Here is a 22,504-nt window from a genome sequence, read left to right as displayed (position 1 = left end):
ATGCTTGATTTTTCATTCTGGAGCATTTTCTGGGCTGTTTTCAATACAGTATTGCTGTTCGTCCTGCTCAGGATATTCCTTTTCAAACCTTTAAACAAAATAAAAGCAGAGCGTACACGTACTATACAGGATAACCTTGACTCTGCTGAAAAGGCTAAGACAGAAGCTGAGGAGCTCCGTCAGCAGTATGAGGACTCTATCAGCGATGCCAAGGAACAGGCTAACCAGATAATCATGAAGGCGCATGAGGACGCTGAGGCTGAACGTTCAGCCATTATAAAGAAATCACAGGACGAAGCAGACAGGATCATTGCAGATGCTGACAAGACCATCGAAAACGAGAGAAAGCGCGTTCTCCGTCAGGCACAGTCTGAGATCGCAGATCTTGCTATAGAAGCTGCTTCCAAGATAATCGGAGAAAATGTAGACGACGAAAAGAACCGCCGTCTTGTAGATAAGTTCCTTTCCGAAGAGGAGGGCAATAAATGAAAGACACAGACAGAGAGTTTCTGAAAGAGCTTGTCCGTCTTGATGTTTCTCAGACTGACTGCTCTGCTGCAAGAAAGGTATTTGAGACATGTCCCGATGTTGCAGACACACTGGCAAATCCACTTGTTACATACGATGAAAAGCGCAGTATCATAAACAAGCTTTTCCCCGAGTCTATGCACAAGCTCATGCTCAATATAGTTCACGGCGGAGCTGTTGAGCGCATCGGCGAGATACTTGATGAATATGACGAGCTGCTCCTCGACAGGCAGGGCAGCATAAAGGCTGTAGTCCGCTATGTTACTCCTCTTACAGAGGCACAGCAGGCTGACCTCCGCAAGTTCATCATGGACAAATTCGTAAAAGAGGACGTTGACATAGAGTATAAGCACGATCCCGATATCATCGGCGGCTTTATCCTCAACGCAGGCGACCTTGAATACGATAAGAGCTACCGTACAAGCCTGAGACTTATGAAGGATACCCTTCAGACAAAGGCTACAGAGTACGTTGAGAGCAATACAGGCGTAAAGACAGGCTCAAAGAGCGATATCATCTCAGTTCTCAAAACCGAGGTGCGCGATTTCGATGTAAAATCAGGAGCTACCGAAACAGGCTTCATCACCCGTCTTGGTGACGGTATCGCAAGAGTTTACGGCATGAATTCCGTAATGTACGGTGAGCTTGTTGAATTTGAAACAGGCATCAGAGGTATCGTACAGAACCTTGAAGAAAAGACGGTAGGTGTAGTTCTTCTCGGTGACGACCACGGTCTCACGGAAGGCTCTTCCGTTATCAGAACAGGCAAAAGAGCAGGTATCGGCGTAAGCGACGAGCTTCTCGGACGAGTTGTCGACGCTCTCGGTGCACCTATTGATGGTCTCGGACAGATAAAGGCTGACGATTACTTCCCTATCGAGCGCGAAGCTCCGGGCGTTATCGAGCGTAAGCCTGTAAGTGTACCTCTCCAGACAGGTATACTTGCTATCGACTCAATGTTCCCTATCGGACGCGGTCAGCGTGAGCTTATCATCGGCGACCGCCAGACAGGTAAGACCTCTATCGCTGTTGATACTATCATAAATCAGAAGAGTCAGGACGTTATCTGTATCTATGTTGCCATAGGTCAGAAGTCCTCAACTGTCGCACAGATAGTTAATACACTGAAAAAATACGGTGCTATGGATTATACCGTCGTTATGTCGGCTTCAGCCAGCGACCCTGCACCTTTCCAGTATATAGCTCCTTATTCGGGTACTGCTATTGCTGAATACTTCATGTCAAAAGGCAAGGACGTACTCATCGTTTACGATGATCTTTCAAAACACGCCGTTGCCTACAGAGCTATGTCACTTCTGCTCCACCGTCCGCCCGGACGTGAAGCATACCCCGGTGACGTTTTCTACCTGCATTCGAGACTTCTCGAGCGTTCAAGCCGACTCGATGACGAGCACGGCGGCGGTTCGCTTACAGCTCTGCCTATCATCGAGACTCTTGCAGGCGATATCTCGGCATATATCCCTACTAACGTTATCTCTATCACAGACGGTCAGATATTCCTCGAAAGCGAGCTTTTCAACTCGGGTCTGCGTCCTGCGGTGAACTACGGACTTTCCGTATCCCGTGTCGGCGGTGCAGCTCAGACAAAGGCTATGAAGAAGGCTTCGGGAAATCTCCGTATCGACCTTGCTCAGTTCAAGGAAATGGAGATATTCACACAGTTCTCATCAGAGCTTGACCAGTCCACAACAGAGCTTCTTGACCACGGTCATATGCTTACAGAGCTTCTCAAGCAGCCTCTTTACAATCCGCTCCCCCACTATGAGCAGGTAATACTCCTCTATGCGGCTCAGCACGGATTTTTCAAGGGTATCCCCCTCAAGGAGCTGAGAGAATACCGCACAGACCTTATGAACTATATCAGAAGCTACGGACAGGATATAATTTCTGAAATAGATGAAAACAAGGTGCTCACAGACGACCTTGCAGACCGTATCGAAAGAATACTCACAGCTTTTGAAGAATAAGGCGGTGACAGGATATGCCTAATATGAGAGAGATCCGTGAAAGGATCGGAAGTATACAGCAGATATTGAAGATCACCAATGCTATGTACCTCATGTCGTCATCAAAGCTGAAAAAAGCAAGAAAGTCGCTTGAATGTACAGAGCCTTACTTCTATAAGCTCCAGTCAACTATCGAAAGCGTTCTGGAGCATACTCCGCACACCCGTCAGCTGTACTTTGACAGACGACAGGATATCCCCGAGGATAAGCGTAAAAAGGGTTATATCGTCATCACAGCCGATAAGGGACTATGCGGCAGCTATAACCATAACATACTCAAATACACCGACCAGAAGCTGAATGAGGCTGCGGATCTGGATAACTGCTATCTTTTCGTTATGGGACAGGTTGGCAGAATGTACTACCAGAGACGTATAAACAGCGGAAAAAAAGCTTCCGTTGACGGTGAATTCCTCTATACCACACAAAATCCTACTCTTTACAGAGCAAGCGAAGTGGCAGAGCTGGTGCTTGACAAGTTTGAAAAGCGTGAGCTTGACGAGGTATACCTTATCTATACGGATATGATAAGCTCAAATCTTCAGGAGCCTAAAACGCTGAGACTGCTCCCCTTTGAACGAAAGCATTTCGGCAAGGCAGCAGACGGCACTATGAAGAAGCTGCCAAAGGCTTCATTCATGCCTTCTCCCGAGGAAGTTATGAACTACCTCATACCGCAGTACGCAAAGGGAATCATCTACGGTGCTATGGTCGAAGCCTTCTGCTGCGAGCAGCAGTCTCGTATGACAGCTATGGACGCTGCTACTACAAGTGCAAAGGACATGATAAAAGACCTTTCACTGCTTTATAACCGCGCAAGACAGGCTGCTATCACTCAGGAGATTACCGAGGTATGCGGCGGAGCGGCTTCAATTAGTGAGTAAAGAGTCTTCGAAAGAATGATTTTATGTCAAAGAAATTGACGGTTGCTTTTTTATTCTCTTCATTGATCTTTTTTATGATTGCAAGAGATATAGGAATTTTTTCTCTTATTGGTCTTATTTTGTCTGTTATTTCAATGATATTATTTATTTGCTTTGGAATAGTCAGCATCATTTGTACGATAAATAAAAAAATTTCTCCGTACCTTGTATTTGCGGCTGCGGATTGCCTGACAGGTATTGCGGCTCTTATATTTTTGAAAGGTGAATGGGGTTATTTAAAAATGCTTGCAGTGCCAAGTGCAGTGCTTGCGTTGATAATTGATCTGATATTATGGAATAAAAATACAAAAAGCCCGAAAATATCTGATTTGCACAAATATAACGAAAATAAGTAGGGAACGCCGCCCTCGGCGTTCCGCTCAGGCTTATATCATGTATCGCGGGACACCGAGGACTTCAAACAGAAGCCGCGCCCCTTTGTCAGCTTCGCTGGCATCTCCCTGTACTACATGGAGTCACCGTCCCCTGCAATACGTCTATTTTTGTTTATTTGCAAGACGCGGACGACCATTGGTCGTCCCTACAATAATTTACGTTTTTTTATTCGCAAAACGCGGAACGCCGAGGGCGGCGTTCCCTACAACATTCTCTAAAGAGGAGAAAGCAATGGAAAAAGGCAGAATAACACAGGTCATCGGACCTGTTATAGATGTTGAATTCGGCGCAGGAAAGCTCCCCATGATAAGGGACGCTCTCACAGTCGAGGTCGACGGAAAAAAGCGAGTTATGGAAGTTGCTCAGCATATGGGCAATCACGTAGTCCGCTGTATCATGTTGGCGTCCAGTGAAGGACTCAGCAAAAATATGGAAGTTACTCCTACAGGCTCATGCATAAAAGTTCCCGTAGGCGAAAATACTCTCGGACGTATGTTCAACGTTCTCGGCGAGCCCATCGACAAAAAGGGCGATGTGGAGACTGAGGAAAAATGGGAGATACACCGCAAGGCTCCCACATTTCAGGATCAGAGCCCTGTTGTTGAAGTACTGGAAACAGGCATCAAGGTCATCGACCTTATCGCTCCTTACGCTAAGGGCGGTAAGATAGGTCTTTTCGGCGGCGCAGGTGTTGGTAAAACAGTTCTTATTCAGGAGCTTATCAGAAACATCGCCACCGAGCACGGCGGCTACTCTATATTTACAGGCGTAGGAGAGCGTTCCCGTGAGGGCAACGACCTATGGAACGAAATGCAGGAATCAGGAGTTATCTCAAAGACTGCTCTCGTTTTCGGTCAGATGAACGAGCCCCCAGGATCACGTATGCGTGTTGCGCAGACAGGTCTTACTATGGCTGAATACTTCCGTGACCGCGAGCACAAGGACGTTCTTCTCTTTATCGACAATATCTTCCGTTACGTACAGGCAGGATCTGAGGTATCGGCTCTTCTCGGCCGTATGCCTTCTGCCGTTGGTTATCAGCCGACACTTGCTACGGAAGTCGGCGAATTACAGGAGCGTATCACTTCTACGAAAAACGGCTCTATCACATCGGTACAGGCTGTATATGTCCCTGCGGACGACCTTACAGACCCTGCACCAGCCGTTACATTCGCTCACCTTGACGCTACTACAGTACTTTCACGTAAGATAGTTGAACAGGGTATCTACCCTGCCGTTGACCCTCTGGAGTCCAACTCGCGTATCCTCGAACCCGAAATAGTCGGCGAGGAGCATTATACAGTTGCAAGACGCACACAGGAGCTTCTCCAGAAGTACAAGGAATTGCAGGATATCATCGCTATCCTCGGTATGGAGGAACTCGACGAGGACGACAAGCTTGCCGTATATCGTGCAAGAAAGATACAGAAGTTCCTTTCACAGCCTTTCAACGTAGCTGAAAACTTCACAGGTCTCAAGGGCAAGTACGTGCCTCTGAAGGACACTATCGAGGGATTCAAGGCTATTATTGACGGTGATATGGACAAGTACCCCGAAGCTGCATTCCTCATGGCAGGAACTATCGACGATGTTATAATGAAAGCCCGTCAGATGGACGAGGAATAAGGGAGGCGGCTGAATATGGCTAAAACCTTTCACCTTGAGATAATCTCTACAGACAGGCTTTTCTTCAGCGGCGAGGTAGAGCACCTCGTTATAACGGCTATAGACGGACTTCTCGGTATTATGGCAGGGCATGAGCCCCTCGTAACCTGTCTGCCGACGGGAGAGCTTAAATATCTGGTTGACGGCGAATGGAAATACGCTGCTATATCAGAGGGATTTATTCAGGTAATGCCTGATTCTTCCATAATCCTTGCAGATACCTGTGAGCTCCCCGAGGAAATAGACATAAAACGTGCTCAGGAAGCCAAGGAACGCGCTGAAGAGCTTCTCAGGCAGAAGCAGAGCATCAAGGAGTATTATGAGACTCAGGCTGCGCTCAACCGCGCTATAAACCGTCTTAAAATATCTCAGAAACACTTTAAGTAAAGAAAAGCACTCCTTCGGGAGTGCTTTTTATTGAGTAGTGTAGGGAACGCCGCCCTCGGCGTTCCGTCAGCAACGGAACAAGTAACATGAATACAATGTAGGGACGCGCATTGCGCGTACGTCAATTTTAACGACAATTGCAACGCGGACGCCCGATGGGCGTCCCTACAACCTAACGGCTAAGGGCTCGGAACGCCGAGGGCGGCGTTCCCTACTAACCACTATGCACTCATCACTTATAACGGGCGCTCGGAAAGCGCCCCTACAGTGCAGCATTCTCAATTCTCCATTGGCTAACGGCTAAAGGCTAACGGCTAACGGCTTTTGTTAATAACTCCGAATTTTAATTAACGGAATTGTGCATATTCTTGAAATGGAAAGTTTTTAAGGCAATATGCTTGACTTTTTGATAAAAATATAGTACAATAATTGTAATTGTCAATGAGACAGGAAATAAAAGTCCTATGCTGTTTCTGTGGGCACGCAGAACGCCGTAAAGGGGCTTATTTTTAGGAGGCATGACTGTGAAAAAGACAGGCAAATCAACTTTCTTCATTGTCGTTGCTTTTATCGCAATCTTTGCTGTTACGTCGGTACTTGGCATAGACAAATTATTCGGCGATAACAGAACGACCTATGTAAAGGGCGTTGACGATATCCGTCTTGGTATTGATATCAAGGGCGGTGTTGACGTTACTTTCGGTCCGGCAGATGATTATGATGCTGACAAGGGTCAGCTTGATTCTGCTTACGAGGTCATCAAGACAAGACTTGCTTCACTCGGTATCACCGATAATGAAGTATACAGCGATGAAAAAAGCGACAGAATTATCGTCCGCTTCCCGTGGAAAGTCGGCGAATCAAATTTCGACCCCGAATCTGCCGTTAAGGAACTCGGCGAAATGGCTGTACTTACATTCCGTAAGGGCACAGACACAACTACCGATGAGGACGGCACCGAAGTCCCATCAGGTGATATAGTGCTCGTAGGCGATGACATCGCTTCAGCTAAAAGTGCTTATGTACCTACGGAGGACGGAAAGGATTACGAATATGTCGTAGTTCTCAAGCTCAACGATTCAGGTACTCAGAAATTTGCCGATGCTACAGGAGAGCTTGCAGGTTCTTCCACACCAATTTCAATCTGGATGGATAACACTCTGATCTCCGCTCCTACTGTAAACGATGCTATTACAGGCGGTGAAGCTCGTATCACAGGTAATTTTGACAATGATTCCGCAACAAAGCTTGCAAACCAGATCAACTCAGGTGCTCTTCCTTTCAAAATGGAAACAAAGAGCTTCAGAACTATCTCACCTACAATGGGTGAAGGTTCACTTGACGCTATCCTTCTTGCAGCTCTTATCGCATTCATCGGAATCGCTGTATATATGATATTCCTTTACAGACTTCCCGGCTTTGTAGCTGTTATCGCTCTCTGCGGACAGGTTGCAGGTTCTATTGCAGCTATCACAGGCTGGTTCGGATTCATGAACGGCTCAACACTCACCATCCCCGGTATCGCAGGTATCATACTTGCAGTAGGTATGGGCGTTGACGCTAACATCATCACAGGCGAGCGTATCAAGGAAGAGCTCAGAACAGGAAAATCTCTCGATGCTGCTATAAAGATAGCTTACAAGAGAGCATTCTCCGCTATCCTCGACGGTAACATCACAAACGTTATCATAGCAGTTATCCTTATGGGAGCTTTCGGTGTTCCTGACAGCTTCTTCTCGAAGATCCTCAACAAGACTATCTTCTTCGCATTCGGCGCTACGGCTGAGGGCGTTGTTTACTCATTCGGATTCACACTCCTTGCAGGTGTTATCTGCAACTTCATATTCGGTGTATTCGCATCAAGACTTATGGTAACTTCACTCTCCAAGTTCAAGTGCTTCAGAAACAGAAAGCTTTACGGAGGTGACGAGAAATGAGCAAGAAGAATACTCAGAAAGAAATCGTAAATGCACCTTCAAAGGTATATAATTTCTGTTCCAAGAAAAAGCTTATCCTCGGCGTTGTTATCGCTGTTCTCGTAGTTTTCCTCGCAGGTGCGCTCATCAGAGGCATACGCCTTGCGATCGAATTCAAGGGCGGTACTCTTATCACCTACACATATCAGGGTGATATAAATACAAACGATGTCGGCGATACAGTAAAGGACATCGTTGGTTCATCAGTCGTTGTAAGAACAGGTGAGAGCCTCGACTCAGGCGGAAAGCAGCTCACTATCTCATTTACTTCCGATCAGGGTCTTACAGCTGACAGACAGACAGAAATGACAAACGCTCTCAGAGAGAAATTTACTGAAAATTCTCTTGAGATCTACGATTCAAACGACGTAAGCCCTTCTTCGGGACGCGAATTCCTGCTCAAGTGCTTCATAGCTGTACTCTTTGCAGCATTCGTTGTTATCATCTATATCGCTATCCGTTTCAAAAATATCGGCGGCTGGTCAGCAGGTGTATGCTCTATATTTGCTCTCTGCCTCGATATACTCGTAGCTTTCACAACTACGATAGTATGCGGCTTCAGCATTGATTCAAACATCGTTGCCGTTATACTCACTATCCTCGGATATTCGATAAACAACACTATCGTTATCTACGACCGAATCAGAGAAAACCGTCAGCTTATGCCTAAGGCTTCACTTAACGAGCTTATCAACGTAAGCTGTACACAGTCTCTTACACGTTCTATCAGAACTTCTGTAACAACTATCGGTACAATGCTTGTTATCACAATAGTTGTTCTTGTAACAGGCTATGATTCGCTCCTTACCTTCTCAGTACCGCTTATGATGGGTCTCATCTCCGGTACTTTCTCATCACTCTTTGTTGCTCCTGTAACATGGTCGTGGTGGAAGAACAAGGCAGATAAGAAAGCTAACAGCAAAAAGTAATTGATTTTAAGGACCGTCCCGAGGGACGGTCCTTTTTATTTGTGAATATTGGCGCATACATTATCTATGTAGAGGGCGATGCCTACATCGCCCCGATCATTTTTTGATCCTGACGGGCTGATGTCGGCATCAGCCCCTACAGTAAATCTTGACTTTATATGCATAATATTATATAATAAAAGACAGAAAAACATGAAAGGAGCGGTAATGTGGCAAAACTCAAATTTACTGAAATAAACGGTGAAGTATGTATAAAATGCAGATTTACGGGAAACGAAATGCTCAACGAGCCCGAATACAGATACTTCATCGACAACCGCATAAAAGGCTGGCTCGTTCCTTTCGCTGAGGGTACAGACAGACTCGAATTCACTGGAGCAGCAGGTATACCGCTCATAAACAAGATAAGAAACGGCATCGACAAGCAGGAATATTTCTGTATCGTAAAGAACCTGCTGGACATAATAAAAGTTGCTGAGACCTGCGGCTTTAATATGCAGAATATAGTCCTTGACCCCGATTTCATAACAGTTAATACCGATAACCTTGAAATATCGCTGTTCTATCTGCCATTGTGGTATAACGAGAGCTGCAATGACGGCGTGGTAAACTGTCTGCGCAAAATATCCACCTTTGCAAAATACAAGTCTCAGAGCGACTATAAAGCCGTTGACGGCTTTATGAATTTCGTCTGCCGTGAAAGCGGCTTCACTATCTCAGAGGCAAGGGAGTATATCCGCAGAGAAGTCCCTTCTCTGTTCCCTGCTCAGACTGCCAAGCCTGCACATACGCAGTTCAGCAGACCTGCTTCCAATCCTGCAAAGCCTGAGCATACACAGTTCAGCAGACCTGCTTCCAATCCTGCAAAGCCTGAGCATACACAGTTCAGCAGACCTGCCTCTCATATTCCAGAACCTTCACAGAACATCAATATGGCTCAGACCATAATCAACGATATAAACAAGGGTTCACAGGAGTTCAAGCACACAGCTGCTCCCGAAGTTCCCGAGCCAAAGATAATACCATCGCTTGACAGTGATAAGCGGAACGTCCTGCCCGAGCTTGTAAAATCGGAGCATATCAGGTCTGCTCCGCAAAATTACCCAAAGCTTACAAGACGGGCTACAGGCGTTACGGTAAATATCGACAAGCCTGTTTTCAGGATAGGCAAGGAACGTGACAAGGTGGATTTCTGCATCACCGAAAACAGGACTGTCAGCAGAGTCCATGCGACTATATATACCCGCAGCGGCTCATGCTACATTGAAGATAACAACTCAACCAACAGGACCTACATCAACGGAACTCCCGTACCTGCCAATATGGAAATAAAAATCAAAAACGGAGATGTTCTGAAGTTTTCCAACGAAGAATTCGATTTTACAGACGGTTAACGTCCGCCGTAAGGGGGAATTATGAAATATATCGCAGCCTGTGATACCGATATCGGTATCTCTAAAAAAATAAATCAGGATAGTGTATGCATCAAGACCGCAAAAACAAGTACGGGTATGGCTGCACTTGTAATGGTATGCGACGGAATGGGCGGACTCTCACGTGGAGAGCTTGCAAGTGCCGAAGTTGTAAGAAGCTTTGCGGATTGGTTCGATACCGAGTTTCCCTTTGAGCTTCCCGACTGGGACTGGCAGACAGCCGCTCATAATGTAATAAGCAGACTCCGCAGACTGAACGCTATGCTCGTTCACTACGGTGCGCAGAACAGTATACAGCTCGGCACTACAGCTACGGGTATAATTGCCGTAAACTCCGAATATATGACATTTCATGTGGGTGACAGCCGCATATACAAGATATCCGACAAGCTCAGCCAGATAACCGATGACCATACCTACGTCAACCGCGCAGTAAAAATGGGCAAAATGACTCCCGAAGAGGCTCTCGTTGACCCTCGCAGAAACGCGCTTGTACAGTGTATAGGTGTTACGGGAGAGGTCGCTCCCGAAATAAGGCTTGGAAATCTTGAAAACGATGTGACCTATATGGTCTGCTCCGACGGCTTCCGCCATGTACTTACGGAAAAAGAACTGTTCGAGGAGCTTTCAGCAAAGAAAACTTCCACCAAAAAGAATATGCAGTCTAAAATGCGTGAGCTTATTGAAACTGTAAAAAAGAGAGAGGAAAGCGATAATATAACCGTCGCCCTCTTCCGCGCCGAGCTTTGACAGCAAAGGAGCAATATATATGACAACAGGCGAAATACTTGTTATCGCGGCAGCTGCTGCGGTATTCGTGATAATAAACATCATCATGTGGACCATAATAGCCAAAAAGGAGAAAAAAGTCAGGGAAAGGACTACTCCCCCTGCGGATATAAACGAAAAGCTCCCTGATGAGGCTGCCGCAGCATCAGGATTCAAGCTCATTGAAAACACCGTCATCGTCCACACCAATGAAAGAATAATCTCATAAAAGAAGGAGATGCTACAATGTCTGAGCTTTCTCTCAACCGCAATACGAAATCAGTTGAATTTGCACGTAATCTTACTCTCCTCAACCGTGTGAACAAGATACGCTCTCTTCTGGTGATATTCTATTATGCACCGCTTATCGTTTATCTTCCCGTAGCTATATTCATGGGCTTTATAACAAACGTGACCGCAGCTTCTTTAGACGCCATGATAATCGTACCCATTGTTGGCTACTGTGCATGGCAGGCTTGCTACAGATACAGGGATATAATGGCTATATTGGTCATAGGAATACTTGGAGCTAATCAGCTTCTCCTATGGGTCATAAGTCCGTATGAGAACAAGCTGTTCCATGATTTCAAGGTGCTGACAAAATGCTTCTGGATACACCTTGTACTGTTTTGCATAGTCGGAACAGCAGCTCTAATAAATCTGAAGATCAACATGATGTACCATAAGCTCGAGACCTGTGACGGCTTTCCCCATTTCAATGAGCGATTCTTCGATCAGGAAATGGACAGACATCAGTTCGGTATAAAAGATCCCTATCAGCAGAAGGTCGATAACTTTCAGAAAACAGCGTCAAATGAAATGTCGGATATAGTCCTTCCCGAAAGCATACCCGTTTCGGACAGCAGCGGAACTATGGACGAAATATGACGGGTAATGTCAAATTTTCACAGAAAATGTAAGGTTTTTTCTGCAAAACTAAGGCGGCTTTGAGCCGCCTTTTTTATTGACATGACAGCAGTATAATGCTATAATTAATTTGATGTACTGTCGCAGTACGCTAATTGAATTTAAAAGGAGAACATTATAAATGAGCGGTAATATCAACAGCTATGAAAGCCCATTCTGTACACGTTACGCAAGTGAGGAAATGCAGTATATTTTCTCTGCGGATAAAAAATTCACTACATGGAGAAAGCTCTGGGTAGCTCTCGCAAGAGCTGAAATGAAGCTCGGCCTCCCTGTAACAGAAGCACAGGTAAAGCAGCTCGAAGAGCATATCAACGATGTAGACTATGAAATGGCAGCGGAGCGCGAAAAGATCACACGCCACGACGTTATGGCTCACGTTTTCACATACGGACAGGCTTGTCCCGATGCCGCAGGTATCATACATCTCGGTGCTACATCTTGCTATGTTGGCGATAATACCGACGTTATAATCATGCGCGATGCGCTTAAAATAGTTCGCAGAAAGCTCATAAACGTTATGAACAACCTTGCGAAGTTCGCAGACGAGTACAAAAATCTCCCCTGCCTCGCATACACACATCTTCAGCCTGCACAGCTCACAACCGTAGGTAAGAGAGCTACACTCTGGCTCAACGAGCTTCTCATGGACTTCAACGACCTTGAATACCGTATGTCCACATTAAAGCTTCTCGGCTCAAAGGGCACAACAGGTACACAGGCTTCATTCATGGAGCTTTTTGAGGGCGACACTGACAAGATAAAGAAGCTTGAGCAGATGATAGCTGAGGAAATGGGCTTCGATGCAGTTGTTCCCGTATCAGGTCAGACCTACTCACGTAAGGTGGACTCAAAGGTACTTGAGCTTCTCAGCGATATCGCACAGACAGCAAGCAAGTTCTCAAATGATATGCGTATCCTCCAGTCCTTCAAGGAAATGGAAGAGCCAAGAGAGAAGAAGCAGATCGGCTCTTCCGCAATGGCTTACAAGCGTAATCCTATGCGCTGCGAGAGAATTACCTCTCTCGCTCGTTACGTAATGATAGACAGCCTCAACCCTGCATTCACAGCAGGCACACAGTGGTTCGAGAGAACTCTCGACGACTCCGCAAACAAGCGTATCAGCGTAGCAGAGGCATTCCTCGGCGTTGACGCTATCCTCAATATCATGATGAACGTTACAAACGGTATCGTTGTATATCCTGAGATGATACGCCGCCGCGTTATGGCAGAGCTCCCGTTCATGGCAAGTGAGAACATCATGATGGACGCTGTTAAGAAGGGCGGAAACCGTCAGGAGCTCCACGACCGTATCATGGACTACTCTATGGAAGCAGGCGCAAACGTTAAGGTTCGCGGACTTGACAACAATCTCTGCGAGCTTATCGAAGCTGATCCTATGTTCATGGTAACAAAGGAAGAGCTTGACGCTGTTCTCAAGCCTGAGAACTACACAGGAAGAAGCTCACAGCAGGTGGACGAGTTCCTTGCAGAGTGCATCAAGCCTATACTCGACGCTAACAAGGACATTCTCGGCGAAAGCTTTGAAATGAAGAATTGAGGTAGCGTGACGCTACACCCTTGCTCCGCGGTTAGTTCATTTTGAAAGATGCATTTCTCACCGCGAGGCAGCATAAATAAAACGCAAATATCATCGGGGGATTGGCGTGACGCTACACCCTTGCTCCGTGGACAGTTCATTTTGAAAGATACATTTCTCCCCACGAGACAGCATAATCTAAACGCAAATATCATCGGGGGGATTGGCGTGACCCTGCACCCTTGCTCCGTGGTCAGTTCATTTTGAAAGATACATTTCTCCCCGCGAGGCAGCATAATCTAAACGCAAATATCATCGGGTGACAGTATATCGCCCTCGGCTCCCGTTAGTCCTTAGCTTGTAGCGTGTCTGCAAAACCGTAAACGTATAAAACGGGCGGATAATATCCGCCCCTACATTGGGTTCATTCAGTTTGCAGATATACCCATTCATTTTTTGATCGTCCGCGTTAGCGGACACATTAATTACGCATTATGCATTACAAATTACGCATTATCGGAACGCCGAGGGCGGCGTTCCCTACTAAACACTGACCACAGGAGATACCATGAAAAAACCACTAATTATCGGCGGAACTATTCTCGGTTTTCTGCTGATTTCGGCACTTGTAATATTCATATTCTTCCCCGGACTTCCAACGTATCTGAAAGTCAAGCACAAATACAAACATATAGACGAGCTCGTTCCCGAATTTGAAAAATCGGAAGTTCCTTCCGACTTCGTGAGCCGCTCACTTAAAGGCGTATCATTCCGTATTCCCTCAGACTGGGAAGGTAAAAGTGCAATTGAAGGTAAGGAAGCAAGCTCCTACGTATCAGGCGAAGAGTACAGAATATTCGTATTGGATACCGACTATAAGGTATACGCAGATCTTCAGGACGAATACAAGGATATGCTCGGCGATGAATACAGTGAAGACGACCTTTACGACCCGTGGGCAGCATTCAAGTACAAAGAAGCTGATTACAGGCATTTCTACAAGGAGATAGGCGTTGATCTGCCGCAGTACGGACTTGCATATACTATGGTGTTTAATAACAGAGACAGTTTCACAGCCAAGGATTGCCTTAAACTCCGCGGCAAGGACAAAAAAGTGTTCCTTGACCTTGCGCAGACAAAGGAAGAGGCTGCCGACATGGAAAATATGTGGAAAACAAAAGGCAGCGGCTTCACCGCGTACATCGGGCAGGAAATATACGCAGGCTACGACGGGAATTTATGGGCAGTGACCATTTTCCCTGACAATAACCCAAATGCAGTCTACAGCGTTGACCTTAAATGTCCCGACGAGACTCTGGCAAGACAGATAATAAGCTCCATAGAGTTTGAATAATAAAGGAAATAATATGAAAAAAGAATTTCTCGAAGCAGGCAAGATAGTCACTACCCACGGCATACGCGGCGAAGTGAAGATAATGCCATATACCGACAGTCCCGAGCTTCTTGCGGAGTTCGACAGACTGTTCATAGGAAAGAACCACGAGGAAGTAACAATAGAACGCTCCCGCGTGTTCAAGAATACAGTTATTGCCAAGATAGAGGGCATAGACACTCCCGAAGCTGCCGAAAAGCTCCGCAACAAGGTGCTTTATATGCATCGCGATGACCTCGAACTTGACGACGATACCTACTTCATACAAGACCTCATCGGACTTGAAGTTCGTGATGCTGACAGCGATGCCGTATACGGCAAGATAATCGACGTTATGCAGACAGGCGCAAACGATGTCTACGTAATAAAGGGCGAGGACAGAGAATACCTTGTCCCTGCCATTGCAGACGTTGTAGTATCTACGAATATAGACGGCGGAGTTATGACAATACGCCCGCTTGACGGTCTTTTCGACTGATATGAAAAAGAGCAATATCCTTGCTATAGGAATGATGACAGCCGTTTTCATCGGACTGGCGATATGGTCGCTGAAAAGCTGCGAAAACATACTTCAAAGCTACAAGCAGCTCCCTAAATGGGGTATATCTGTAGTCGGCATAGTTTTCCTGCTGATGCTCTTCATTCCGAATATTATCTGGAGCAAAAATCAGCCCGTGGGCTATGAAAAGTCCGCCAAACACGAAAACAAAACTCTGCTCACGCTTGAACGTGCAGGAGAAGGTCTTGTAAGCACATTAGTGCTCATCGACCGCCGCCTTGACAAATTCAGCCTGTCGCTGCGGCTTGGCTATATCATTCTTGCACTCATACTTATGATAATGTATGAGCTGTACTGGCTGAATTATTTCCGAAGCAGCCGCACCCTTGCGGATATGTACTCGGATTACTGCGGATTTCCGCTGGCAGGCGCTTCCCTGCCTGTATTTTCAGTATTACTTCTGGGATTTTACGCCTGCAATGTCTTTCTTATTGCAGCGGCAGTAATACTCGGCATCGGACATATAGGAATACACCTGATGCATTATAAAGAGCTTGAAAAAGCATAAAAAAAGAGATAAAAAATATAGAACAAAAGAAAAAACGGCGTTGATACGTCAAAAGGAGGCATATTTATGAAAAAATTCTTAGGCATACTATTTCTTCTTATCCTGATCGCAGCAGGTGTCTGCGCGTACTTCTTCCCCGGCATTCCATACTACTACAAATGCACTCACGAGCTTGAAATGACCGACAATATATGGGAAGATATCCCCAAAGACCTCCCCAAGCTTTCCGAGGGCTATGCTGATTTCTCAACTATGGGAATACGCATAACCGCATGGAATGATATGGAAGCACAGCGCACAAGTGACGAAAACAACGTTACATGGGCAAACAAGGACGAATCCCACTATGTCACCGTTTATTCCGAACGTATCAACGAAAATGACGATTTTCTCGATATGACAGGCATAAACCACGATGACCTTGCAGCCTACTGCAAGAGTGCCGAAAAAACCGTTCCCGAAAGCAAGTACGAATTCGTAAAGCTCATGGCTTCCATCACAATGAATGATTTTGACATACACAGCTATAAAAACTCCAAGACCTTTTACAGGATAATGAAATTAAAAAGCGAGGACTTATACTTCGGCAAGGAATTTCCTGTAAAATTCTATCCTGTTGACGGCGTTGGCTACCGCGGGTATCTCGTGTCAGCTGTTGGTCCTGACGGCAATCACGGCTATGAAAACTATACGATCATCAATATTTACCCCGAAAAGGATAAACACACACGTTATATCATAACCGTATCCGTCACCGACTGGAATGAGGTACTTGCAATAGCTGAAAGCATAAAATTAACATAAAATTCCCGAGACCGCTGTTTTCCGCGGTCTCAAATCATAAAAGGAGAAAAACAATGCATATCGAAATAGCTACATTATTCCCCGAAATGTGTGAAGCCGTATTGGGCGAGAGTATCGTTGGCAGAGCAAGAAAAGCAGGCAAGCTCAGCCTGCATTGCCGCCAGATACGGGAATACACTCAGGATAAGCACCGCAGAGTCGATGATACTCCCTACGGCGGCGGCATGGGAATGGTAATGCAGTGCGAACCAATATACAACTGCTACAAGGCTGTATGCGAGGAACTGGGCGAAAAGCCCCATACTATTTATATGTCTCCAAAGGGTAAGATCTTCGACCAGAAAAAAGCCGTAGAGCTTTCCAAAATGAGCAATATCTTCATACTCTGCGGTCACTATGAGGGCGTAGATCAGCGAGTACTGGACAAAATTGTCGATGAGGAGATATCTATCGGCGACTATGTACTCACAGGCGGTGAGATACCTGCAATGGTAGTCGCTGACGCTGTTGCGCGTATGTGTGACGGAGTTCTTTCCGACGAGGTGTGCTTTACCGACGAGAGCATATACAGCGGACTCCTCGAATATCCGCAGTATACACGCCCCGAAGTATGGGAAGGCGAAGCTGTTCCGCCCGTACTTCTGACAGGTCATCACAAGAATATCGAAACATGGAGGCACGAGCAGAGTCTGAAAATAACCGCCGAACGCCGCCCCGATCTGTTGGAAAAATATAACGCTCAAAATGACTGACCATTTTTTGCGGTGTGACCTTTTGGCTTAAATCTCTTTTGTTCCATACATCAACTGGGTGTATATACAAAAATGCTTTTTCCGTTTAGAAGAAATTACCATATTCAGATGTCAAATCATATGCAACTTCAACAATTAATGTCAACATTTTTTTGTAGTGATAATCAACAAGCAGGTTGATAATTTTTTATTCACAATTAATCTAAATGTAGAATTTAATGAAATCTTGGTTTTTTAAAGGAAAAATCCGTTGACACTCAAAAAAAATGATTGTATAATGATATCAGCAAGTGAAACATATTTGCAAACAGCAACGCAGTCCTGTTATAATGAGAGGGGCTGTAACTACAGAGAATAGGAGAGTTGTATATGTTTGTCAGAGAAGTAATGGTAAAGAATCAGGTTGGACTTCACGCAAGACCGGCAACCTTCTTTATTCAGAAGGCTAACGAATTCAAGTCATCAATCTGGATCGAAAAGGAAGAGCGCAGAGTAAATGCTAAGAGCTTACTCGGAATTCTTTCACTCGGTATCGTAGGCGGTACAAACGTAAAGGTAATCGCTGACGGTGCTGACGAGAAGGCTGCTGTTGATGCTCTCATCGAGCTCGTTGACAGTGGTTTCAGCGAAGAAAACAGATAATCATGCCAAAACTTAGGGCGTTACAGTTGTAACGCCCACTTTTGTTATAATTTTACATTATCCAAGATCTTTTGCCATAGTCTCAGCAAATATACCATAGCCCTGAGTCGGGTCGGCTACAAAAACATGAGTAACAGCTCCCACAAGCTTACCGTTCTGAATTATGGGACTTCCGCTCATGCCCTGCACTATACCGCCCACGGCTTCTATAAGCCTTTCATCGGTTATGCGTATCACCATATTTTTTGACGTTCCCACACTGCCGTAGTCTACACTGACTATCTCAGCAGTATATTTATCGGGAGCCTGACCTGATATGGTCGTGTATATTTCAGCAGGTCCGACGGTGACTTCCTGTCGGTATGCCATTTTGAATTCTTCCGAGCTGTCATAAAGCTCTGTAAGAGCGCTATCGGATAATCTGCCGTATATGCCGCTCATTTTGTTGCGGTCAAGTACGCCGAAGCTGCTCTCGGTACAGAATTTTCCTCTCAGCTCACCGGGTATACCTCTTGCGCCGCGGCGTACCTCCGTAATATCAACAGGTACTGCCTCGCCGCTGTGAACGGGAACTATACCGCCTGTGTCGGAATCGCATATGGGGTGCCCAAGTCCGACAAAGCTGCCCGTAGTTTTATCAAAGAACGTCATAGTACCTATACCCGCAATGCTGTCACGTACCCACATACCGCCTCTCCAGCTCCCGCTCCTGCGGGACTTTACAGGCTGTAGGGATACAGAAAAAATATCTCCTTCGCGCTCAACAGACAACTCTGTTTCTTTGCCTCCTGATGAGGCGATGATCTCCTGAAGCTGATCGTTTGACGTAAGAGCATTGCCGTCCGCAAGACGTATCACATCGCCCTTGCGGATACCTGCTTCCTCGGCAGGACATACAAGAGAACCATTCTCATCTTCAACATCGCCAAGCCCCGTTACCATAACTCCCTCCATGAGGAGCTTTATGCCGAAGGGTCTGCCTCCTGCGGTCAAAACAGGGGCTTCAGCTTTGTTTACTTCAACATTTTTAACGGGAATTACACCGAAAAGCGAAAACGTCACCTGCTCTGTGCCTGTGCAGTTTCCTGCTGCCGGTACTGCTTTATCAGGCGAACTTATACAGCTAAGCTCGGGAAATCCCGCTATTTTTATCTCTGAATTCGTATCAGCTGTGATAACATCGGGCAGCTGCGAGGAATAATACCCCGCAGTTCCGAATAATCCGATAAAAGCCGCAGATAATAATGCCGCAGCTGTTTTTATGATCTTTCTTTTAAATAGCATTTGTTTTTTCCTTTCATGTTCCCAAGGAACATATTTATTATATTTCTGCACAGCTTTTTTATTAGTGAGAATTCTACACTGTTGAAATCTGCTTACGGAGTCATTATGAGCAAAAAAAATTTGAAAAAAATTCCTTCAAAGAGTTCGCCTCTTATGACCGCTGCAAAGGTCATATTGATGCCTCTTACTCTGTATTTCTCCTGTGCTGTGACTGTACTGTCGGGTGCAGGTCTTATTTATAACCGCGCAAGCTACGGCAGCGGAATGGCTGCCACAGGCTTTTTTCTTATAGCTTCGGCAGTTTTTATGACTTTTGGAGCTATACTGTGTATTTTCAGGAAAAATGCCGCAAATATCCTTTCTATTATATTTTCATCGTGCGGCTTTATATTATGCATGGCAATGCTGCATAAGCTGGTTTCCCACGCTGACCGCTGCGGCTGGACCGACAAATACACTCTACAACCCATAAGCAGTATGTATAAGTCAAGGATACTCCCCTGCATCATACCTGTGGCTCTGTCAATAGCTGTGGCATTGATACAGCTTTTTTCATACGATATGATACAGTACCGCCGTCAGCGCAGGGCTGAAAAAGAAGCAAAGGAAAATGCGCCTGCGCCGCCCATAATCGACGACTGACCCTCGGCATACATAAAATTATATCACGTAAAAGACGGGAAAACCGTCTTTTTTTGTACCTGTGCAGGCTTTTTATTGCCTTTATTCTGCATTTTATGCTCAAAAAAGCCTTATATCTTGAATTGTTCATTTTTTTATGGTACAATATTATCATTATATCAAAAATCTCTGAAAGGAAAATTATCATGAACGTCAAATCCGAATTGCTTGCAACTCTCGCAAAAGCAAACGGGAACTTCATTTCGGGAGCTGCTCTTGCAGATGAACTCGGTGTGAGCCGAAACGCTGTATGGAAAGCTGTAAAATCTCTGGAAGCAGAGGGATATTCCATCAGCTCGGTAACTTCCAAGGGCTACAGACTCAACGAAGATAATAATCGTCTTTCAGTAAATCTTATCTCTCCACTGCTACGCACCAAAGAACTGGGACGAAATATGAAAATATATGAAGAGGTCGAGTCTACCAACAATACCACAAAGGAACTCGATTCGGACGCAGTACCCAACGGTACTACCGTCCTTGCGGACAGACAGACCGCAGGCAAAGGCAGGATAGGCAGATCATTCGTTTCGCCGTCAGGCGTGGGACTTTATATGAGTACCCTCATAAGGCCCGAATTCAGCCTCGAATATGCTCCTATGATAACTGCCGCAGCCGCCTGTGCAGCTGCCGAAGCTGTTGAAAAGCTCTGCGGCAGCCCCGTAAAGATAAAATGGGTAAACGACCTGTATATGAATGACAAAAAGATATGCGGTATCCTTACGGAAGCATCTTTCGGTCTGGAAATGCGCACTCTTGACTGTGCAGTTATAGGCATAGGCATAAATGTAAGAAGTGCTAAAGAAATATTCGGCGAAGAACTGTGCAAAACAGTCACTTCCATACAGGACGAAACAGGCATTATCGTAAACAGGAACAGGCTCTGCGCTGAGGTTCTCAACAATCTCGAAGTTTACCTCGGAAAGATTGTTGACCGGAGCTTCTTACAGGAATACAGAAAACGCGAATACCTTACAGGTCATGTAGTTACTGCAAATATAGGCAGAGATAAGATACTCGGCGAGGCTATCGGCATTGACGACAACGCAAATCTCATAGTCAGACTGTCATCGGGCGAGGAAAAGCATCTCAGCTCGGGCGAAGCCAATCTTTGCAGAATAGCAGATAATTGAGCTTATTACGGCTAAAGCCGTAAAATATATTATAGGGAGGTATATCAGCATGAGATATACTATTATTGGTGACACTGTTCCGGCAGTAGAATGTGAACTCAATCAGGGAGAATCTATGTTTACCCAGTCAGGCGGCATGATATGGCAGACTCAGGGTATCAAGATGTCTACTAATGCACGCGGCGGACTCGGAAGAAGTCTGGGAAGAATATTCACAGGCGAATCCATATTCATGGCAAATTACACAGCAGAAGTATCGGGAGCTAAGATAGCATTCGGCTCAACAGTTCCAGGGTCGGTAGTTCCTGTTAATATTTCCCAGGGCGGACTTATCTGTCAGAAAGGCTCGTTCCTCTGTGCTGAACAGAGCGTTGACCTCAAGGCTATTTTCACAAAAAGATTTGTAACAGGTCTCTTCGGCGGTGAAGGCTTTATCCTTCAGCAGCTCTTCGGCAACGGCATGGCTTTTCTTGAAGTTGACGGAGATATGGTAGAGCGTTATCTTAATCCCGGTGAGGTGCTCAAGGTCGATACAGGCAACGTTGTTGCCTTTGAACCTACAATAAGCTACGAAGTAGAAACTGTAAAGGGCCTCGGAAATATATTCCTCGGCGGCGAGGGACTCTTCCTCACACGCCTTACAGGTCCCGGAAAGATAATCCTCCAGACTCAGAACTTCAACGACTTCGCAGGAAGAATTCTCTCAATGGGCATGAAAAAATAAGCAGCGTGACGCTGCACCCTTGCTCCGCGTAATAATTCCTGCATAATGCAATATTGTCTCCGCGAGGCGGCATATAACACAATCACGGGTATCATCGCGTGATAGCGTGAAGCTTACAACCATTTTCTGCCGATATTGAGGTGAAGTATATGTTTATTTACGGTTTCCCCGTTATGGGATTTCAGTACATGACCAACGGCACAGAGCTTTTCCGCATGGCTGCCGAGCAAAAAGCAGCCAGCAAATGGAACGGAAACAAATGGCTCTGTACCTGCGGAAAAGAAAACGATACTAAATTCTGTCCCGACTGCGGTGCAAAAGCTCCCGTAAAACCGTGGAAATGCACCTGCGGCAGGGAATGTGATACCAATTTCTGCCCTGACTGCGGCACTAAAGCCGGTAGCCGTTAGCTTGTAGGGACGACCATTGGTCGTCCGTTTAAGAAACAATATGTTTATGCGGACGCGCACTTAAGCAGTGCTCCAAATCTTTGATTTGGTCAGCAATGCTATATGCAGAGCTGCG

The 22,504-nt window shown here is 45.7% G+C and carries 24 protein-coding genes; 23 read left to right on the top strand and 1 reads right to left on the bottom strand.

The features are described from left to right. The 19 genes from atpF (at window position 1) to L870_RS0108505 (ending at window position 18,157) form a co-directional block, all read left to right on the top strand. Entirely contained in the window at window positions 1-489 is a 489-nt protein-coding gene (gene atpF, locus L870_RS0108595; protein WP_028517801.1) for a F0F1 ATP synthase subunit B, read from the top strand. Continuing rightward, window positions 486-2,516, top strand: coding sequence for a F0F1 ATP synthase subunit alpha (atpA, locus tag L870_RS0108590; RefSeq protein ID WP_028517800.1), 2,031 nt, complete (start codon window positions 486-488; stop codon window positions 2,514-2,516). The genes atpF and atpA overlap by 4 nt, the downstream gene beginning before the upstream one ends. Before the next feature lie 14 nt (window positions 2,517-2,530). Continuing rightward, complete coding sequence (gene atpG / locus L870_RS0108585) at window positions 2,531-3,439, top strand: ATP synthase F1 subunit gamma (protein ID WP_028517799.1); 909 nt, start codon at window positions 2,531-2,533, stop codon at window positions 3,437-3,439. 23 nt (window positions 3,440-3,462) lie between these two features. After that, complete coding sequence (locus L870_RS0108580) at window positions 3,463-3,834, top strand: hypothetical protein (RefSeq protein ID WP_028517798.1); 372 nt, start codon at window positions 3,463-3,465, stop codon at window positions 3,832-3,834. A 271-nt stretch (window positions 3,835-4,105) separates the two neighbouring features. Further along, entirely contained in the window at window positions 4,106-5,500 is a 1,395-nt protein-coding gene (gene atpD / locus L870_RS0108575) for a F0F1 ATP synthase subunit beta (protein ID WP_028517797.1), read from the top strand. Window positions 5,501-5,515: 15 nt separating this feature from the next. Then, window positions 5,516-5,926, top strand: a complete 411-nt coding sequence (atpC, locus tag L870_RS0108570) for an ATP synthase F1 subunit epsilon (protein ID WP_028517796.1) — start codon at window positions 5,516-5,518, stop codon at window positions 5,924-5,926. Window positions 5,927-6,444: 518 nt separating this feature from the next. After that, on the top strand, window positions 6,445-7,863 hold the full coding sequence (secD, locus tag L870_RS0108565; RefSeq protein WP_423752170.1) for a protein translocase subunit SecD: 1,419 nt from the start codon (window positions 6,445-6,447) through the stop codon (window positions 7,861-7,863). Further along, entirely contained in the window at window positions 7,860-8,831 is a 972-nt protein-coding gene (gene secF, locus L870_RS0108560) for a protein translocase subunit SecF (RefSeq protein WP_028517794.1), read from the top strand. The genes secD and secF overlap by 4 nt, the downstream gene beginning before the upstream one ends. Window positions 8,832-9,040: 209 nt before the next feature. After that, a complete protein-coding gene (locus tag L870_RS0108555; protein ID WP_028517793.1) occupies window positions 9,041-10,225 on the top strand; it encodes an FHA domain-containing protein in 1,185 nt (394 codons plus the stop codon). 21 nt (window positions 10,226-10,246) lie between these two features. Further along, window positions 10,247-11,014 carry a PP2C family protein-serine/threonine phosphatase gene (locus L870_RS0108550; protein WP_028517792.1) on the top strand — a complete coding sequence of 256 codons (768 nt, stop codon included), beginning with the start codon at window positions 10,247-10,249 and terminating at the stop codon, window positions 11,012-11,014. A 19-nt stretch (window positions 11,015-11,033) separates the two neighbouring features. Next, window positions 11,034-11,261 (top strand): hypothetical protein, encoded by a 228-nt coding sequence (locus tag L870_RS0108545; RefSeq protein ID WP_028517791.1) that lies wholly within the window; start codon window positions 11,034-11,036, stop codon window positions 11,259-11,261. A 17-nt stretch (window positions 11,262-11,278) separates the two neighbouring features. Further along, window positions 11,279-11,920: a hypothetical protein gene (locus L870_RS0108540; protein ID WP_028517790.1), complete on the top strand. Its 642-nt coding sequence runs from the start codon at window positions 11,279-11,281 to the stop codon at window positions 11,918-11,920. Window positions 11,921-12,080: 160 nt separating this feature from the next. Continuing rightward, window positions 12,081-13,520 (top strand): adenylosuccinate lyase, encoded by a 1,440-nt coding sequence (purB, locus tag L870_RS0108535; protein ID WP_028517789.1) that lies wholly within the window; start codon window positions 12,081-12,083, stop codon window positions 13,518-13,520. Between the two features lie 547 nt (window positions 13,521-14,067). After that, window positions 14,068-14,853 (top strand): hypothetical protein, encoded by a 786-nt coding sequence (locus L870_RS0108530; protein WP_028517788.1) that lies wholly within the window; start codon window positions 14,068-14,070, stop codon window positions 14,851-14,853. A gap of 13 nt (window positions 14,854-14,866) precedes the next feature. Then, the gene (gene rimM / locus L870_RS0108525; protein ID WP_028517787.1) at window positions 14,867-15,370 is read left to right on the top strand and encodes a ribosome maturation factor RimM; all 504 of its coding nucleotides are present in this window, start codon (window positions 14,867-14,869) and stop codon (window positions 15,368-15,370) included. Window position 15,371: 1 nt separating this feature from the next. Next, window positions 15,372-15,959, top strand: a complete 588-nt coding sequence (locus L870_RS0108520) for a hypothetical protein (RefSeq protein WP_242836499.1) — start codon at window positions 15,372-15,374, stop codon at window positions 15,957-15,959. Between the two features lie 66 nt (window positions 15,960-16,025). Further along, complete coding sequence (locus L870_RS0108515; RefSeq protein WP_028517785.1) at window positions 16,026-16,763, top strand: hypothetical protein; 738 nt, start codon at window positions 16,026-16,028, stop codon at window positions 16,761-16,763. Window positions 16,764-16,816: 53 nt separating this feature from the next. Next, a complete protein-coding gene (gene trmD / locus L870_RS0108510) occupies window positions 16,817-17,515 on the top strand; it encodes a tRNA (guanosine(37)-N1)-methyltransferase TrmD (protein ID WP_028517784.1) in 699 nt (232 codons plus the stop codon). A 369-nt stretch (window positions 17,516-17,884) separates the two neighbouring features. Further along, the gene (locus L870_RS0108505; RefSeq protein ID WP_019679940.1) at window positions 17,885-18,157 is read left to right on the top strand and encodes an HPr family phosphocarrier protein; all 273 of its coding nucleotides are present in this window, start codon (window positions 17,885-17,887) and stop codon (window positions 18,155-18,157) included. A 57-nt stretch (window positions 18,158-18,214) separates the two neighbouring features. Here the strand turns inward: L870_RS0108505 and spoIVB are convergent, their stop codons facing one another. Continuing rightward, complete coding sequence (gene spoIVB / locus L870_RS0108500; protein WP_028517783.1) at window positions 18,215-19,441, bottom strand: SpoIVB peptidase; 1,227 nt, start codon at window positions 19,439-19,441, stop codon at window positions 18,215-18,217. Between the two features lie 105 nt (window positions 19,442-19,546). Between spoIVB and L870_RS0108495 the strand changes: the two genes are divergently transcribed. The 4 genes from L870_RS0108495 (at window position 19,547) to L870_RS0108480 (ending at window position 22,389) form a co-directional block, all read left to right on the top strand. Then, the gene (locus tag L870_RS0108495; RefSeq protein ID WP_028517782.1) at window positions 19,547-20,083 is read left to right on the top strand and encodes a hypothetical protein; all 537 of its coding nucleotides are present in this window, start codon (window positions 19,547-19,549) and stop codon (window positions 20,081-20,083) included. Between the two features lie 185 nt (window positions 20,084-20,268). Then, window positions 20,269-21,255, top strand: coding sequence for a biotin--[acetyl-CoA-carboxylase] ligase (locus tag L870_RS0108490; RefSeq protein WP_028517781.1), 987 nt, complete (start codon window positions 20,269-20,271; stop codon window positions 21,253-21,255). 49 nt (window positions 21,256-21,304) lie between these two features. Then, window positions 21,305-21,979 (top strand): TIGR00266 family protein, encoded by a 675-nt coding sequence (locus tag L870_RS0108485; protein WP_028517780.1) that lies wholly within the window; start codon window positions 21,305-21,307, stop codon window positions 21,977-21,979. Window positions 21,980-22,128: 149 nt separating this feature from the next. Further along, window positions 22,129-22,389: a hypothetical protein gene (locus tag L870_RS0108480; protein ID WP_028517779.1), complete on the top strand. Its 261-nt coding sequence runs from the start codon at window positions 22,129-22,131 to the stop codon at window positions 22,387-22,389. The last annotated feature ends 115 nt before the right edge of the window (window positions 22,390-22,504 follow it).

This window comes from Ruminococcus flavefaciens ATCC 19208 (genome assembly GCF_000518765.1).
Taxonomy (GTDB): Bacteria; Bacillota; Clostridia; order Oscillospirales; family Ruminococcaceae; genus Ruminococcus; species Ruminococcus flavefaciens.
Note: the sequence above shows the minus strand (reverse complement) of the source record. Positions and strands in the feature narration are given on the sequence as shown.